Raw genomic sequence first — 14,089 nt, forward strand, 5'->3', positions numbered from 1 at the left:
ATGTAAAGTTGATGGTGTTATGAATAACGATAAGATATTGCTTGGCAGAATAAGAGATCTGGCAAGAAGAGCATATGAAAATAATTATGTTACGCACACGGAGTTTTTATCAGGCTCAGAGCTGTATGATGTGAAATCCATGTGCGTGGCAAATAGTATGATCACCGGAGATAATCAGATCGAGGGTGTGGATTACTGCGTATACGGAGGCACATCAGAGGCGGAGAGGTCTGTGATGTGCTTTCTTCCGTCTTATCTTGATGCGGAAGGATTCCTTCTTCAGGAGGAGGTGGACCCGGAGGTTATCAGCTGCATTCTGATAGAGCCTGTAAACAGAAAGTTTGCGGATGAGCTTACCCACAGAGACTTTTTGGGAGCGCTTATGAACATGGGCATCGAGCGCAACAGGATAGGCGATATCATGACTGACCAGACCAGGGCCTACGTCTTTGTCATGAAGGAGGTGGCGCAGCTTATTTGCGATGAGCTGTGCAGGATAAAGCACACTACCGTGAAGTGCAAAGAGGTGCCTGCTAAGGAATGCGATATCGTTCCTGAATACAAGGAGCTTGAGGGTACGGTTTCTTCCGAGAGACTTGACGTTATCCTGGCCCTTGTATATAAGCTCAGTCGCAGCAAGGCTCAGGAGCTTGTTGAATCGGAGGCTGTTTTCATAGATGGGAAAACTGCGTATTCTGCAGGTTATGACTTAAAAGAAGGTGCCAGGGTATCCGTTCGTGGGTATGGGAAGTTCGTTTATGACGGTGTCCAGAAATCCACCCGTAAGGGCAGGCTATCTGTGAAAATAAAGAAATATTGAGAATGTATTAAATCATTTTTTGAGGGTATTTTTACATTTTGTTGCAAATATGTCATATTTTATTATCATACACAGTGAAGGCATGGTATAATTATTGTCAATTGGAATAATATATTCTAACTTTTAAACGGATTTACACAGAAAGGGAGAAGGCATTGTTGTTATAAGAGCTTTGGGGGAAGCTACATCAATGTTATGTGTGGGAAATGAAGAAAACGAAGCTTTATATCAAAACATTAGGCGGGTTTGGCATTGAGTGCAATGGCAAAGAGATTACTCTTGGAAGAAATCGTGCATCCAAGTACATTCAGCTGGTTGCAAGAGTGTTTACTGCAGGCGCGGCCGGAGTGAAGAAGGAAGACCTTCAGGATGACATCTATTCAGAGGATCTCAGCGTTAAGAGCAATCTCAATAACAGTATGAACAACCTGATTTATCAGTTCAGAAAGGTTGCTGAGAAAGCAGGCATTCCCGGAGGCAATGTGATTGCCTTCATAGATGGCATGTACAAGACTGACCCCAACATTGACGCTAACGCTGATACCGTTGAGTTTCTTGGTTATATAAGCAGTGCCAAGAAAGCGACCAAGGACGCAGATAAGGCGATCAATTACAGAAAAGCCTTCGATATATATAAGGGAGATTTTCTTCCGGAGCTCAATGAGCTTTACTGGATTTCCAAAAAGAGTGAGGATCTCAGAACCGTATATGAAGAGTGCGTGGATTTCCTTGCAGAGTACTACATGACAAATGGCGACTATGAGAATATGGCTCATATTTTCCATAATGCATCTGAGATCGATCCTGACTGTGAGTGGCAGGTGGGCGAGATCAATGCGTACAGACTCATGAAGGATTACCGCAAGGCTTACTCTCTCTATGAGGAGATGATCAGATACTACGCTGAGGAGCTTGGAATCACTCCCACAGAGAATATGCAGAACTGCTACCAGGAGCTTCAGGATGCAGCGTTCTCAGGCCAACAGGGCGACGAGGATGACGCGGCTGGAGAGAACTCTCTGAAAAGTGGTCTTATTGACGATGAAGAGGAAGAAGGCGGACCGTATGAATGCCTTTACCCTGAAATGAGTGCTTCCTACCATATTTTAAGCAGAAATATGGAGAGACACGGTCTCACAGTTTTCCTTCTGCTTCTTACTATCGCTGACTATGAAGGAAAAGAGATCAGGCAGGAAGAGAAGGCAGAGAGAAGAATGGAGTCCCTCAGGGATGCCATAAATGATACGCTTCGTCACGGCGATGCTTTCTGCAGATTTTCAAGGACTCAGTATCTTGTGCTTCTTACGGGAACAGGTGTTGAGGAATGCATGCTCGTTCACAGAAGACTTCAGGATAAACTGAAGGTACTTGCAGGTCCCAGAGCAACCTTAAATTACAGAATTATCTCCTACGCAGACATGACCGCAGAGGGCCAGTACGTATAAAGTAACTTTTTTTCAAATTATTTAGAAATTTGTGGGCTTTTTGCAGTAACATAATAAAAGCTTTACAGATAGTTTATAATTTGTTGAATGTTAGTGATATAATTGTAATTGAGGGGGCATAATGGTTATTTGGAGGAATGCCCATGGCTATTGGAAATCTTGACTTGACGTCGCTTGACAGGACGCTGATGACCAATGAGCAGAAGTCATTGTTGAATGTTAGCAACGTATCGCAGAAGGAAATCGAGCAGTTGCTCATTATGAGAGGGCAGGTGCAAGAATTCCAGATCATGATGATGAAGTATGATTGTGCTTTATCAGAAGTGAGAACCAAATTGGAGGTTTTGAATAAGGAACTCTCACTTAAAAACAATCGTAACCCGTTTGAGAGTATTAAGAGTAGGATTAAAACTCCCGTAAGCATATATGAAAAATTGAATCGCAAGGGCGTACCCTTTTCTATTGAGAATATTGAGAGCAATATATCGGATATTGCCGGTTGCAGGGCTATTTGCTCCTTTGTTGATGATATTTATATGGTTGCCGACTGTCTTAAGAAACAGGACGATGTAAACGTGCTTGTTGAAAAGGACTATATCGCTACACCTAAGGATAGCGGATATCGAAGCCTGCATCTAATTATTGAGACACCGATTTTCTTAACGGATGTCAAAGAGATGATGAAGGTTGAGGTTCAGTTTAGAACCATCGCTATGGATTTCTGGGCGAGTCTTGAGCACAAGATGAAATATAAAAAGGACATCGAGAATGCTGACCTCATATCTGAGGATCTTAAGTTCAGTGCAGATCTTATCAATCAGCTCGACAGACGTATGCAGCAGATTCGTGAGAAGATCGATGCCGGTGACGGAAGAACTTACAGAATGACACCTACCGAGGAAGAAGAGAGAGCTGACTCCGAGACCATGGAGATCATCCGCAGAGAGATTCAGGCGGAGCAGAAGGCCATGGCTGCAAGGAGAAAAAAGTAGAGTTCCTTCTATTATTAATTGAATATGAAAAAATGAATGCCATTACAGAATCTTCTATAGATAACTGTAATGGCATTTTTGTTTGTTGCACAAGACCGGCAAGCGAATGGATGCTTGCATACAAATTCATTTGCCGGTTGTAAGAACATGGAGCACGAAGTGCGGAATGTTCGTGTGCGAAATCGAGTAGGAGTCAGCCTGCTCGATTTGTTTATATTAGGTGATTCGATTTCTTCCTATATAAATGCTTTTTGTAATGCTTTAGTTTTTGGCAGTCCATCTTCCGCTTGCACCGCAGGGAAGAACGAGTCCGTTTGATGAAACGGGAAGGCCAACCTCATCAGCTTCAACTGAGCCTTCGTGAAGAGGATCGATAGCTGTATGTAACATATAGGAAAGAACTGCTGGCTGCAGACCTGTGGTATATGAATTGATAAGGAAAAACAGAGGCTTATCTGAAAGGAGCTGAACGCTTCTTAATATAAGGTCATATACACAGTCCTCGATTTTCCAGATCTCACCCTTGGGGCCTCTGCCGTAGGACGGAGGATCCATGATGATTCCGTCATAGTGATTGCCACGTCTGATCTCGCGGTCAACGAATTTACCGCAGTCGTCTACGAGCCATCTGATAGGAGCATCAGCAAGACCGGATGAAGCAGCGTTCTCCTTTGCCCACTGAACCATACCCTTTGCTGCATCTACGTGTGTTACACAAGCACCTGCCTTTGCAGCTGAAACTGTAGCGCCGCCTGTATATGCGAAAAGGTTCAGGACCTTGATAGGTCTATCAGCATTTTTAATAAGCTCCGAAAACCAGTCCCAGTTAGCTGCCTGCTCGGGGAACAGACCTGTATGCTTAAAGCTGAAGGGCTTTAAATGAAAAGTAAGTTCCTTATAATTAATGGTCCATTCTTCAGGAAGTGAACGGAAGTCCCATTCGCCGCCGCCTTTATTGCTTCTTTGGTAGCGGGCGTTCCACTTCTTCCAGCCCATGTGCTTTTTCTTGGTGTTCCAAATAACCTGGGGATCGGGACGAACCAACATGTAGTCGCCCCAGCGCTCTAGCTTCTCACCGCCGGATGTATCAATGACTTCGTAATCTTTCCAATTCTCTGCAATAAACATAGAGATAACTCCTTGCTAAATGATTTGACAGGATATCTTCTTTATTATATAGAAAAGAATTTGCATTAACTGTTCTGAATAGTGAAATGAAAAATGAGAATCTACATAATATTTAAAGAAGACTAATTGTCACAACTGTTTAAAGTGGTATAATGCTCTGAGTGTTACTAAATCAAGTTTACCACGTTTGTTCTATTAATATATAGAAGAAACATTTACCTATTCTATCTGAAAATGCATAAAATGGTAGAGTATGCATCAAAAAGATTAAAAAACATCAAGTTTAAACCGCTAAAATTGCCTATTTTCAATAAAAAGAGATTAATTTTGAAAATAACACTTGCATAGAATGGGAAAATGATATATAGTAATCCATGCTGTGACATGATAGCTGTGAAGCGAGAGGTTGCTGTCTTATCCAGTGAGACAGGTTTTCCGTGGAGCGAATGTCAAGAGACCTTTAAGGTCAGACAATCTGACGACAAGTCACTGTACAAACAATATGTCTGCGAGCTTTTGCGAGCAGAAACGACGTGTGAGAAAACATTGGATGAATTTGAGCCCATGACACACACGGGAGAGTGTACAGTCACCGCTTGTCGTACTTATCTAATTAAAGTGCGAAAAGGAGGCGACTTTTTTTATGGCAAATCAGGTAATGAGAATTACACTTAAGGCGTATGATCATCAGCTCGTAGATGCTTCTGCAAAGAAGATCATCGAGACAGTTAAGAAGAACGGATCTCAGGTCAGCGGACCTGTACCGCTTCCTACTAAAAAGGAAGTAGTAACAATCCTTCGTGCTGTACATAAGTACAAGGATTCCAGAGAGCAGTTCGAGCAGAGAACTCACAAGAGACTGATTGATATCATCACACCTACACCTAAGACAGTTGAGGCTCTTCAGAGATTAGAGATGCCCGCAGGTGTAAACATCAACATCAAGATGAAATAATTCATCGGTAACTAATGTAAACCTCTACTAGTATGATGCGAGACGCATGATGCCGTAATACTGGAGAATTGCAATAAGCAATTGAAGCGACATTGCGAACGATTTAAGCATCCGCTGTAGATGTAATAAGGAGGTAAATACAATGAAGAAGGCTATCTTAGCTACGAAGATCGGTATGACACAGATCTTCAACGAAGACGGTTCACTTGTACCTGTAACAGTTCTTCAGGCAGGCCCCTGTGTAGTAACACAGATTAAGACTGTTGAGAACGATGGTTACAGCGCAGTTCAGGTTGGCTATGTTGATAAGAAAGAAAAGATCATCAACAGAGACAAGAACGGCAAGAAGACAATCGTACATGCACATGGTGTAAACAAGGCTCAGCAGGGTCACTTCAAGAAGGCTGGCGTATCATGCAAGAGATTCGTTCGCGAGTTCAAGTTTGAGAACGCAGCTGAGTATGAGCTTGGAAGCGAGATTAAGGCAGACATCTTCGCCGCTGGTGATAAGATCGACGCTACAGCAACTTCCAAGGGTAAGGGATTCCAGGGCGCTATCAAGAAGAATGGTCAGCACAGAGGACCTATGGCCCATGGTTCTAAGTTCCACCGTCATCAGGGTTCTAACGGATCCAGTTCTGATCCGAGCCGTGTATTCAAGGGAAAAGGAATGCCTGGTCACATGGGAAGCGTTAAAGTAACAGTTCAGAATCTTGAAGTTGTTCGCGTAGATGCTGATAAGAATCTGATCCTTGTTAAGGGCGCAATACCCGGACCTAAGAAGGGACTTGTAACAATCAAGGAAACCACAAAGGTTGAGGCATAAACTTTTCGAAAGGAGGAACATACAGATGGCTAACGTATCTGTTTACAATATGGAAGGCAAAGAAGTTGGCAGCATCGATCTTAATGATGCCATTTTCGGAGTTGAAGTTAATGAACATCTTGTACATCTGGCAATCGTTCAGCAGCTTGCTAACAATCGTCAGGGTACACAGAAGGCAAAGACACGTTCCGAAGTTAGCGGAGGTGGTCGTAAGCCTTGGAGACAGAAGGGAACCGGTCATGCTAGACAGGGTTCAACAAGATCTCCTCAGTGGACAGGCGGCGGTGTAGTATTCGCTCCCGTTCCGAGAGATTACTCTTTCAAGATGAACCAGAAGGAGAAGAGAGCAGCACTTAAGTCTGCACTTACAGATAAGGTTCAGAACAATAAGCTTATCGTTCTTGACGAGCTTAAGATGGATGAGTTCAAGACAAAGAAGTTTGCAGAGGTTATGAACAACCTCAAGGCTACTCGCAAGGCACTCGTTGTTGTTGCTGAGAACGACGCTAAGGTTGTTAAGTCTGCAAAGAACCTCGCTGAGGTTAAGACAGCGCTTACAAACACAATCAATGTATATGATATCGTAAACGCTCATACACTCGTTCTTACAAAGGACGCAGTTGCAAAGATTGAGGAGGTGTATGCATAATGGCAGCATTACAGTACTATGACGTAATCCTTGAGCCTGTACTTACAGAGAAGAGCATGAATGCCATGGGCGAAAAGAAATACACTTTCTTCGTTCATCCTGAAGCTAACAAGACTCAGATAAAGGAAGCAGTTGAGAAGATGTTCGAAGGCGCTAAGGTTTCTAAGGTAAACACACTTAACGCAAACGGCAAGCTTAAGAGACGCGGAATGACTTACGGCAGAACTGCTAAGATCAAGAAGGCTATCGTACAGCTTACTGCAGACAGCAAGGACATCGAGATTTTCCAGGGACTTTGATAATAACTAATTAACTATACGCACAGGATCAAAACAAAGTCCGGATCCGGGTTAACAACCGTGCGTGATAACAAAAAAGGAGATTATCATGGGAATTAAGAAATACGGCCCATATACACCGTCCAGAAGAAATATGACAGGTTCTGATTTCTCAGAGATCACAAAGTCAACTCCTGAGAAGAGCCTTCTTGTTTCTAAGAATTCAAAGGCTGGACGTAACAACCAGGGTAAAATTACTGTAAGACATCGCGGTGGCGGTGGAAGAAGAAAATACAGAATCATCGACTTCAAGCGTTATAAAGATGAGTGCACAGCAAAGGTTATCGGTATCGAGTACGATCCTAACAGAACTGCAAACATCGCACTGCTTGAGTATGAGGATGGCACAAAGGCTTACATCCTTGCTCCTCAGGGACTTAAGGATGGCATGACAATCATGAATGGTCCTGCAGCCGAGGTTCGTATTGGTAACTGCCTCCCTCTTGCAAACATTCCTGTCGGTGAAAGCGTACACAACATCGAGCTTTATCCCGGTAGAGGTGGTCAGCTTGTTCGTTCAGCTGGTAACTCTGCTCAGCTCATGGCTAAAGAAGGTAAGTATGCAACACTTCGTCTTCCTTCAGGCGAGATGAGACTTGTTCCGATCGAGTGTCGTGCAACAATCGGTACAGTTGGTAACATTGATCATAACCTTATCAACATCGGTAAAGCTGGTCGTAAGCGTCACATGGGCATCCGTCCTACAGTTCGTGGATCAGTTATGAACCCGAATGATCACCCGCACGGTGGTGGTGAAGGTAGAGCACCTATCGGTCGTTCTGGCCCTAGCACACCTTGGGGTAAGCCTGCTCTTGGTTACAAGACACGTAAGAAGAAAAAGGCTTCTAACAAGATGATCATTAGAAGAAGAGATGGTAAGGCAATCAAGTAATTGGTGCCTGATTGATAGAAAAGGAGAATGACAATGTCTAGATCACTTAAAAAGGGACCTTTCGCAGATGCTAGTCTGCTTAAGAAGATCGATGCAATGAATGCAGAGAATCAGAAGCAAATCGTTAAGACATGGTCCCGTCGTTCCACGATTTTCCCTTCCTTCGTTGGACACACAATCGCTGTTCATGACGGAAGAAAGCATATTCCGGTATATGTAACGGAAGATATGGTTGGTCACAAGCTTGGTGAGTTCGTTCCTACAAGAACCTACAGAGGTCACGCAGGTGCCGAGAAGAAGGGCGGAGTTCGCTAAGTCCGTGTGACTTGGTTCAACATTGAAAGGAGGCAAATCTATGGCAACAGCACATAGATCTCAAGTAAAGAGAGAGAGAAATGCTCAGAAGGATTCAAGACCTTCAGCAAAATTATCTTACGCAAGAATCCCTGTTCAGAAGGCATGCTTCGTAATGGATGCCATCAGGGGTAAAGACGTTGAGACAGCACTTGCTATCCTGGAGTACAATCCGAGATACGCTTCCAGCGTTATTTATAAGTTACTTAATTCTGCAATCGCAAATGCTGAGAACAACAACGGCATGAACAGAGCAAATCTGTACATTGCAGAGTGCAATGCAAGCAATGGCCCGATTATGAAGAGAATTCAGCCTAGAGCTCAGGGTAGAGCTTACAGAATTCAGAAGAGATTAAGCCATTTGACTGTAATTCTGGATGAGAGATAAGAAAGGAGAAAGTAAGTTCAATGGGACAGAAAGTTAATCCTCATGGCCTCAGAGTCGGCATCATTGCAGATTGGGATTCCAAATGGTACGCAGAGAACAATGAGTTCGCAGACAACCTTGTTGAAGATTACAAGATCAGAAAGTTTCTGAAGAAGAAGCTTTACGCAGCTGGTATCTCCAAGATCGAGATCGAGAGAGCATCCGATCGCGTTAAGGTTATCGTTTACACAGCTAAGCCCGGTTTCGTTATCGGTAAGGGTGGTGCTGAGATCGAAGTTACAAAGAAAGAGCTTTCAAAGCTTACAGACAAGAAGGTTCTTGTTGATATTAAAGAAATCAAGAAGCCCGATAAGGACGCTCAGCTCGTTGCAGAGAATATCGCACAGCAGCTTGAGAACCGTGTATCCTTCCGTCGTGCTATGAAGTCTTGCATGAGCAGAACAATGAAGACAGATGCACAGGGTATCAAGGCATGCTGCAGCGGACGTCTTGGTGGTGCTGATATCGCTCGTAGCGAGTTCTACAGCGAGGGCACAATCCCGCTTCAGACACTTAGAGCAGATATTGATTATGGATTTGCTGAGGCAGATACAACCTATGGTAAGGTTGGTGTTAAGGTATGGATCTATAAGGGTGAAGTACTTCCCACCAAAGCATCCGAGAATTCAGATAAGGAAGGGAGCGATAAATAATGTTAATGCCGAAGAGAGTAAAGCATCGTAAGCAGTTCCGCGGTTCTATGGCTGGTAAGGCTACACGCGGCAACACAATCGCATACGGTGAGTATGGAATAGTAGCGCTTGAGCCCTGCTGGATTCGTTCAAATCAGATCGAGGCAGCCCGTGTCGCTATGACTCGTTTCATCAAGCGTGGTGGTCAGGTTTGGATCAAGATTTTCCCTGACAAGCCTGTTACAGCAAAGCCTGCTGAAACTCGTATGGGTTCCGGTAAGGGTTCTGTAGATTACTGGGTAGCAGTTGTTAAGCCTGGACGTGTAATGTTTGAAATCGGCGGAGTCGATGAAGAAGTTGCAAGAGAAGCACTTCGTCTTGCAACACACAAACTTCCTTGCAAGTGCAAGATCGTTTCAAAGGCTGATTTGGAAGGCGGTGCATCCAATGAAAACTAATAAGTATGTAGAAGAGCTGAAAGCTAAGTCTGCTGAGGAACTCAGCCAGGAGCTTGTATCAGCTAAAAAGGAACTTTTTAATCTGAGATTCCAGAATGCAACTAACCAGCTGGATAACACAGCAAGAATTAAAGAGGTTAGAAAGAATATTGCTAGAATTCAGACTGTGATCACTCAGAACGCAGCACAGTAATGGAATCCTGAAAGGAGTATATCGTGGAAAGAAATTTAAGAAAAACGCGTGTTGGTAAAGTAACAAGCGATAAGATGGATAAGACCATCGTTGTTTCCATCGAAGATCATGTAAAGCATCCTCTTTACAAGAAGATCGTAAAAAGAACCTATAAGCTGAAGGCTCATGATGAGAACAATGAGTGCCGTATAGGTGATACAGTCAAGGTTATGGAAACAAGACCGATCTCTAAAGATAAGAGATGGAGACTGGTTCAGATTATTGAGCGTGCTAAGTAATTAGCTGATAGTTGATTATAAAGGAGAAATAACATGATTCAGCAGGAAAGCAGACTTAGAGTTGCTGATAACACTGGTGCAAAAGAGCTTTTGACAATTCGTGTTATGGGCGGTTCTACAAGAAGATATGCGAGAATCGGCGATGTAGTTGTTGCTTCGGTCAAAGAAGCAACACCAGGCGGCGTTGTAAAGAAGGGTGATGTTGTTAAGGCAGTTGTAGTACGTACTGTTAAAGAGACTCGCCGTAAGGATGGTTCTTACATCCGTTTCGATGAGAACGCTGCAGTTATCATCAACGATGAAGGTAACCCGAAGGGAACTCGTATTTTTGGACCCGTTGCAAGAGAGCTTCGTGACAAGAAGTACATGAAGATTCTTTCTCTCGCTCCGGAAGTATTATAAGGAGGCACCGAATGTCTACAAGTAAGATTAAGAAGGGCGATACCGTTAAGGTTATCGCTGGTAAGAGCAAAGATAAAGAAGGCAAGGTACTCTCCGTTGACACAAAGAATGGTAAGGTAGTAGTTGAGGGTGCTAACATGATCACAAAGCACACAAAGCCCTCTGCATCTAACCCCAACGGTGGTATCATTCAGCAGGAAGCTCCCATGGACATCTCCAACGTTATGTATGTTCATAAGGGAAAGGCAACACGTGTTGGTTTCAAGGTTGAGGACGGCAAGAAGGTCCGCATCGCTAAATCAACTGGTGATGTCATTGACTGATAAGGAAAGGAGGTAAGGAGCTTTGAGTAGATATAAGGATTTATATAAAGACGAGATCGTGAGCGCTATGACAAAGAAGTTCGGTTACAAGAATGTTATGGAAGTTCCGAAGCTCGACAAGATCGTAATCAATATGGCTGTAGGAGAAGCTAAGGAGAACGCTAAGGTTCTTGAGAACGCTGCAAACGATATGCAGATCATCTCCGGTCAGAAGCCTGTTTATACAAAGGCAAAGAAGTCCATCGCTAACTTCAAGATAAGAGAGGGTATGCCGATCGGATGTAAAGTAACTCTTCGTGGTGAGAAGATGTACGAGTTCATGGATCGCCTCGTTAACCTTGCACTTCCTCGTGTCCGCGACTTCCGTGGTGTTAACCCGAACGCATTCGATGGCAGAGGAAACTATGCTCTTGGTATCAAAGAGCAGCTCATCTTCCCTGAGATCGAGTACGATAAGGTAGACAAGACAAGAGGTATGGATATCATCTTCACAACAACTGCCAAGACTGATGAAGAGGCTCGTGAGCTTTTAACACTCTTCAACATGCCTTTCGCTAAGTAATTAAGGAGGAATCGAACACATGGCTAAATTATCCATGAAGGTAAAGCAGCAGATGAAACCCAAGTTTTCAACACGTGCATACAACCGTTGCAGAATTTGCGGTCGTCCTCATGCTTATCTTAGAAAATACGGAATCTGCAGAATTTGTTTCCGTGAGTTAGCTTACAAGGGTGAGATCCCGGGTGTACGTAAGGCTAGTTGGTAATTTATTAAAACATTGCGGCTTCGTGTCTCTGTGCATGCAGGCACAGTAAGGCGGAGCAATAATAGAAAATTAAGGAGGCTTTTTCAAAATGGCAATGAATGATCCTATTGCAGATATGCTTACAAGAATTCGTAATGCAAACACTGCAAAGCACGATACAGTTGACGTTCCTTCTTCAAAGATGAAGCTTGCTATCGCAAACATTCTTCTTGACGAAGGTTATATTAAGAAACTTGATGTTGTTGAAGAGAATGGTTTCAAGAACCTTCACATCACACTTAAGTACGGTGCTGACAGAAACGATAAAGTTATCACCGGTTTGAAGAGAATTTCCAAGCCTGGTCTTCGTGTATACGCAGGTAGAGATGAGCTCCCGAGAGTACTTGGTGGCCTCGGAATCGCTATCATTTCTACAAACCAGGGTGTTGTAACTGATAAAAAAGCAAGAGAGCTTCAGGTTGGTGGTGAAGTTCTTGCATTTGTATGGTAAATTGGAGGTACGGGCATGTCACGAATTGGAAAAATGCCAATCGCAATTCCTGCTGGCGTAACAGTAGAAGTTGCAGAAAATAATAAGGTGACTGTTAAGGGTCCTAAGGGCACTCTTGAGAGAGTTTTCCCTGCAGAGATGCAGTTCGAGCAGAAAGACGGTCAGATCGAAGTTAAGAGACCTGACGATCAGAAGAAGACCAGAGCGCTTCACGGACTTTCAAGAAGTCTTCTGAATAACATGGTTGTTGGTGTTACAGATGGCTATGAGAAGAAGCTTGAAGTTAATGGTGTAGGTTATAGAGCAGCCAAGACTGGTAAGAAACTCACCTTAACCCTTGGTTATTCACATCCGGTTGAGCTCGATGATCCTGAAGGAATCGAGACAGTCGTTGAAGGTAATGCTATTATCGTCAAGGGAATAGATAAAGAAAAGGTTGGCCAGCATGCAGCAATCATCAGAGAGAAGAGAGCTCCTGAGCCGTATAAGGGCAAGGGAATCAAGTACGCTGATGAAGTTATCCGCCGCAAGGTTGGTAAGACCGGTAAGAAGTAAGAGATAAGGAGAGTAAAAAATGGTTAGTAAAGAATCCAGACAGAAGAGTCGCGAAAAGAAGCATCTGAGAATTCGCAATCGTTTTAGCGGCACTGCTGAAAGACCGCGCCTTGCAGTTTTCAGAAGTAATAATCATATGTATGCTCAGGTTATCGATGATGTTGCCGGTAAGACACTCGTTTCTGCTTCCACACTTGAGAAGGACATTAAGTCAGCTCTTAAGGTTACAGATAATGTTGAGGCCGCTGCATACGTTGGTGATGTTGTTGCTAAGAGAGCAATGGAGAAAGGTATCAAGGCTGTTGTTTTCGACAGAGGCGGTTACATCTACCATGGTAAGGTAGCAGCACTGGCTGAGGCAGCCAGAAAAGCAGGCTTAGAATTCTAAGGAAGGGAGAAAGATAATGAAGCGTACAATCGTTGATGCAAGTCAGCTTGAATTAACAGATAAAGTCGTTACCATCAAGCGAGTTACAAAGGTTGTTAAGGGTGGACGTAACATGAAGTTCACCGCACTCGTTGTTGTAGGTGACGGAAACGGTCATGTAGGTGTAGGCCTTGGTAAGTCCACTGAAATTCCGGATGCTATCCGTAAGGGTAAGGAGGACGCAACTAAGAACCTCATCACAGTTCCGCTTGATGAGAACAACAGTATTACACATGATTTCGTTGGTAAGTTCGGTTCCGCTGAGGTTCTTCTTAAGAGATCCCCGGAAGGTACAGGTATCATCGCTGGTGGTCCTGCTCGTTCAGTATGTGAGCTTGCTGGAATCAAGAACATTCGTACAAAGTCACTTGGTTCTAACAACAAGCAGAACGTAGTTTATGCAACCATCAATGGTCTTGCAAACCTTAAGACACCGGAAGAAGTTGCTAAGAAGCGTGGTAAGTCTGTAGACGAAGTAATCGCTTAATAGTAAGCAACATCTAGTAAAGGAGAAAATCAATGGCAGCTAATAAAGAAAGTGGAAAGAAGCTTAAAATCACATTGGTTAAGTCCACTATTGGTGCTGTTCCGAAGCAGGTTGCTACGGTAAAATCAATGGGATTTAAGAAACTTAACAGCAGTGTTGAACTGCCGGATAACTCTGCAACCAGAGGTCAGATCCAGCAGATCAGACACCTTGTTAAGGTTGAAGAACTGAACTAATAAAGGAGGAAAGTC

General features: G+C 43.5%; 24 protein-coding genes. 23 read left to right on the plus strand and 1 reads right to left on the minus strand.

What is annotated here, in order from left to right; genetic code table 11:
- The first annotated feature begins 19 nt into the window (after window positions 1-19).
- The 3 genes from G587_RS0119415 (at window position 20) to G587_RS23705 (ending at window position 3,257) form a co-directional block, all read left to right on the plus strand.
- Window positions 20-820: a YlmH family RNA-binding protein gene (locus tag G587_RS0119415; protein ID WP_026493601.1), complete on the plus strand. Its 801-nt coding sequence runs from the start codon at window positions 20-22 to the stop codon at window positions 818-820.
- A gap of 206 nt (window positions 821-1,026) precedes the next feature.
- Entirely contained in the window at window positions 1,027-2,265 is a 1,239-nt protein-coding gene (locus tag G587_RS0119420; protein ID WP_026493602.1) for a bacterial transcriptional activator domain-containing protein, read from the plus strand.
- A gap of 143 nt (window positions 2,266-2,408) precedes the next feature.
- Window positions 2,409-3,257 carry a GTP pyrophosphokinase gene (locus tag G587_RS23705; protein ID WP_081673440.1) on the plus strand — a complete coding sequence of 283 codons (849 nt, stop codon included), beginning with the start codon at window positions 2,409-2,411 and terminating at the stop codon, window positions 3,255-3,257.
- Between the two features lie 261 nt (window positions 3,258-3,518).
- Here G587_RS23705 and G587_RS0119430 read toward each other — a convergent pair whose 3' ends face one another.
- Window positions 3,519-4,385, minus strand: coding sequence for a class I SAM-dependent methyltransferase (locus G587_RS0119430; RefSeq protein WP_026493603.1), 867 nt, complete (start codon window positions 4,383-4,385; stop codon window positions 3,519-3,521).
- 643 nt (window positions 4,386-5,028) lie between these two features.
- On the opposite strand from G587_RS0119430, the gene rpsJ reads away from it, so the two are divergent.
- The 20 genes from rpsJ to rpmD all read left to right on the plus strand — a co-directional run bounded on the left by rpsJ (window position 5,029) and on the right by rpmD (window position 14,074).
- A complete protein-coding gene (rpsJ, locus tag G587_RS0119435; protein WP_022761340.1) occupies window positions 5,029-5,340 on the plus strand; it encodes a 30S ribosomal protein S10 in 312 nt (103 codons plus the stop codon).
- Between the two features lie 142 nt (window positions 5,341-5,482).
- Window positions 5,483-6,166, plus strand: coding sequence for a 50S ribosomal protein L3 (gene rplC, locus G587_RS0119440; RefSeq protein WP_022761339.1), 684 nt, complete (start codon window positions 5,483-5,485; stop codon window positions 6,164-6,166).
- 25 nt (window positions 6,167-6,191) lie between these two features.
- Window positions 6,192-6,815: a 50S ribosomal protein L4 gene (gene rplD, locus G587_RS0119445; RefSeq protein WP_026493604.1), complete on the plus strand. Its 624-nt coding sequence runs from the start codon at window positions 6,192-6,194 to the stop codon at window positions 6,813-6,815.
- Window positions 6,815-7,114: a 50S ribosomal protein L23 gene (rplW, locus tag G587_RS0119450; protein ID WP_026493605.1), complete on the plus strand. Its 300-nt coding sequence runs from the start codon at window positions 6,815-6,817 to the stop codon at window positions 7,112-7,114. Before rplD ends, rplW begins: the two co-directional genes overlap by 1 nt.
- An 88-nt stretch (window positions 7,115-7,202) precedes the next feature.
- Window positions 7,203-8,045, plus strand: a complete 843-nt coding sequence (gene rplB / locus G587_RS0119455; RefSeq protein ID WP_026493606.1) for a 50S ribosomal protein L2 — start codon at window positions 7,203-7,205, stop codon at window positions 8,043-8,045.
- 33 nt (window positions 8,046-8,078) lie between these two features.
- On the plus strand, window positions 8,079-8,360 hold the full coding sequence (gene rpsS, locus G587_RS0119460; RefSeq protein WP_022761335.1) for a 30S ribosomal protein S19: 282 nt from the start codon (window positions 8,079-8,081) through the stop codon (window positions 8,358-8,360).
- A gap of 40 nt (window positions 8,361-8,400) precedes the next feature.
- A complete protein-coding gene (gene rplV / locus G587_RS23710; RefSeq protein ID WP_035772712.1) occupies window positions 8,401-8,787 on the plus strand; it encodes a 50S ribosomal protein L22 in 387 nt (128 codons plus the stop codon).
- A gap of 20 nt (window positions 8,788-8,807) precedes the next feature.
- Window positions 8,808-9,479 (plus strand): 30S ribosomal protein S3, encoded by a 672-nt coding sequence (gene rpsC / locus G587_RS0119470; protein WP_022761333.1) that lies wholly within the window; start codon window positions 8,808-8,810, stop codon window positions 9,477-9,479.
- On the plus strand, window positions 9,479-9,916 hold the full coding sequence (gene rplP, locus G587_RS0119475) for a 50S ribosomal protein L16 (protein ID WP_022761332.1): 438 nt from the start codon (window positions 9,479-9,481) through the stop codon (window positions 9,914-9,916). The genes rpsC and rplP overlap by 1 nt, the downstream gene beginning before the upstream one ends.
- A complete protein-coding gene (gene rpmC / locus G587_RS0119480) occupies window positions 9,906-10,109 on the plus strand; it encodes a 50S ribosomal protein L29 (RefSeq protein WP_026493608.1) in 204 nt (67 codons plus the stop codon). The genes rplP and rpmC overlap by 11 nt, the downstream gene beginning before the upstream one ends.
- A 23-nt stretch (window positions 10,110-10,132) precedes the next feature.
- Window positions 10,133-10,387 carry a 30S ribosomal protein S17 gene (gene rpsQ, locus G587_RS0119485; protein ID WP_026493609.1) on the plus strand — a complete coding sequence of 85 codons (255 nt, stop codon included), beginning with the start codon at window positions 10,133-10,135 and terminating at the stop codon, window positions 10,385-10,387.
- Window positions 10,388-10,420: 33 nt separating this feature from the next.
- Complete coding sequence (gene rplN, locus G587_RS0119490; RefSeq protein ID WP_026493610.1) at window positions 10,421-10,789, plus strand: 50S ribosomal protein L14; 369 nt, start codon at window positions 10,421-10,423, stop codon at window positions 10,787-10,789.
- 11 nt (window positions 10,790-10,800) lie between these two features.
- A complete protein-coding gene (rplX, locus tag G587_RS0119495; protein ID WP_026493611.1) occupies window positions 10,801-11,112 on the plus strand; it encodes a 50S ribosomal protein L24 in 312 nt (103 codons plus the stop codon).
- A 22-nt stretch (window positions 11,113-11,134) separates the two neighbouring features.
- Entirely contained in the window at window positions 11,135-11,674 is a 540-nt protein-coding gene (gene rplE, locus G587_RS0119500) for a 50S ribosomal protein L5 (protein WP_022761327.1), read from the plus strand.
- A 19-nt stretch (window positions 11,675-11,693) separates the two neighbouring features.
- The gene (locus G587_RS0119505; RefSeq protein WP_022761326.1) at window positions 11,694-11,879 is read left to right on the plus strand and encodes a type Z 30S ribosomal protein S14; all 186 of its coding nucleotides are present in this window, start codon (window positions 11,694-11,696) and stop codon (window positions 11,877-11,879) included.
- Window positions 11,880-11,967: 88 nt separating this feature from the next.
- Window positions 11,968-12,369: a 30S ribosomal protein S8 gene (gene rpsH / locus G587_RS0119510; RefSeq protein ID WP_026493612.1), complete on the plus strand. Its 402-nt coding sequence runs from the start codon at window positions 11,968-11,970 to the stop codon at window positions 12,367-12,369.
- A gap of 15 nt (window positions 12,370-12,384) precedes the next feature.
- Complete coding sequence (gene rplF / locus G587_RS0119515; RefSeq protein WP_026493613.1) at window positions 12,385-12,924, plus strand: 50S ribosomal protein L6; 540 nt, start codon at window positions 12,385-12,387, stop codon at window positions 12,922-12,924.
- A 19-nt stretch (window positions 12,925-12,943) separates the two neighbouring features.
- Window positions 12,944-13,312, plus strand: coding sequence for a 50S ribosomal protein L18 (gene rplR / locus G587_RS0119520; RefSeq protein ID WP_022761323.1), 369 nt, complete (start codon window positions 12,944-12,946; stop codon window positions 13,310-13,312).
- A 16-nt stretch (window positions 13,313-13,328) separates the two neighbouring features.
- Complete coding sequence (gene rpsE / locus G587_RS0119525) at window positions 13,329-13,838, plus strand: 30S ribosomal protein S5 (RefSeq protein ID WP_026493614.1); 510 nt, start codon at window positions 13,329-13,331, stop codon at window positions 13,836-13,838.
- 32 nt (window positions 13,839-13,870) lie between these two features.
- Window positions 13,871-14,074: a 50S ribosomal protein L30 gene (rpmD, locus tag G587_RS0119530; protein WP_026493615.1), complete on the plus strand. Its 204-nt coding sequence runs from the start codon at window positions 13,871-13,873 to the stop codon at window positions 14,072-14,074.
- Window positions 14,075-14,089: the final 15 nt, after the last annotated feature.

Origin of the sequence: Butyrivibrio sp. XPD2002, assembly GCF_000423945.1 — a bacterium.
Classification (GTDB): Bacteria; Bacillota; Clostridia; order Lachnospirales; family Lachnospiraceae; genus Butyrivibrio.

Bases quoted from the DNA above. Each gene is read 5' to 3' on its own strand.
- G587_RS0119415 (WP_026493601.1), top strand. From the start codon at position 20: ATGAATAACGATAAGATATTGCTTGGCAGAATAAGAGATCTGGCAAGA.
- rpmC (WP_026493608.1), top strand. From the start codon at position 9,906: ATGAAAACTAATAAGTATGTAGAAGAGCTGAAAGCTAAGTCTGCTGAG.
- rplD (WP_026493604.1), top strand. From the start codon at position 6,192: ATGGCTAACGTATCTGTTTACAATATGGAAGGCAAAGAAGTTGGCAGC.
- rpsE (WP_026493614.1), top strand. From the start codon at position 13,329: ATGAAGCGTACAATCGTTGATGCAAGTCAGCTTGAATTAACAGATAAA.
- rpmD (WP_026493615.1), top strand. From the start codon at position 13,871: ATGGCAGCTAATAAAGAAAGTGGAAAGAAGCTTAAAATCACATTGGTT.
- G587_RS0119505 (WP_022761326.1), top strand. From the start codon at position 11,694: ATGGCTAAATTATCCATGAAGGTAAAGCAGCAGATGAAACCCAAGTTT.
- rpsH (WP_026493612.1), top strand. From the start codon at position 11,968: ATGGCAATGAATGATCCTATTGCAGATATGCTTACAAGAATTCGTAAT.
- rplR (WP_022761323.1), top strand. From the start codon at position 12,944: ATGGTTAGTAAAGAATCCAGACAGAAGAGTCGCGAAAAGAAGCATCTG.
- rplV (WP_035772712.1), top strand. From the start codon at position 8,401: ATGGCAACAGCACATAGATCTCAAGTAAAGAGAGAGAGAAATGCTCAG.
- rplW (WP_026493605.1), top strand. From the start codon at position 6,815: ATGGCAGCATTACAGTACTATGACGTAATCCTTGAGCCTGTACTTACA.
- rplB (WP_026493606.1), top strand. From the start codon at position 7,203: ATGGGAATTAAGAAATACGGCCCATATACACCGTCCAGAAGAAATATG.
- rplP (WP_022761332.1), top strand. From the start codon at position 9,479: ATGTTAATGCCGAAGAGAGTAAAGCATCGTAAGCAGTTCCGCGGTTCT.
- G587_RS0119430 (WP_026493603.1), bottom strand. From the start codon at position 4,385: ATGTTTATTGCAGAGAATTGGAAAGATTACGAAGTCATTGATACATCC.
- rplX (WP_026493611.1), top strand. From the start codon at position 10,801: ATGTCTACAAGTAAGATTAAGAAGGGCGATACCGTTAAGGTTATCGCT.
- rplC (WP_022761339.1), top strand. From the start codon at position 5,483: ATGAAGAAGGCTATCTTAGCTACGAAGATCGGTATGACACAGATCTTC.
- G587_RS0119420 (WP_026493602.1), top strand. From the start codon at position 1,027: ATGAAGAAAACGAAGCTTTATATCAAAACATTAGGCGGGTTTGGCATT.
- rpsC (WP_022761333.1), top strand. From the start codon at position 8,808: ATGGGACAGAAAGTTAATCCTCATGGCCTCAGAGTCGGCATCATTGCA.
- rplN (WP_026493610.1), top strand. From the start codon at position 10,421: ATGATTCAGCAGGAAAGCAGACTTAGAGTTGCTGATAACACTGGTGCA.
- rpsJ (WP_022761340.1), top strand. From the start codon at position 5,029: ATGGCAAATCAGGTAATGAGAATTACACTTAAGGCGTATGATCATCAG.
- rpsS (WP_022761335.1), top strand. From the start codon at position 8,079: ATGTCTAGATCACTTAAAAAGGGACCTTTCGCAGATGCTAGTCTGCTT.
- G587_RS23705 (WP_081673440.1), top strand. From the start codon at position 2,409: ATGGCTATTGGAAATCTTGACTTGACGTCGCTTGACAGGACGCTGATG.
- rplF (WP_026493613.1), top strand. From the start codon at position 12,385: ATGTCACGAATTGGAAAAATGCCAATCGCAATTCCTGCTGGCGTAACA.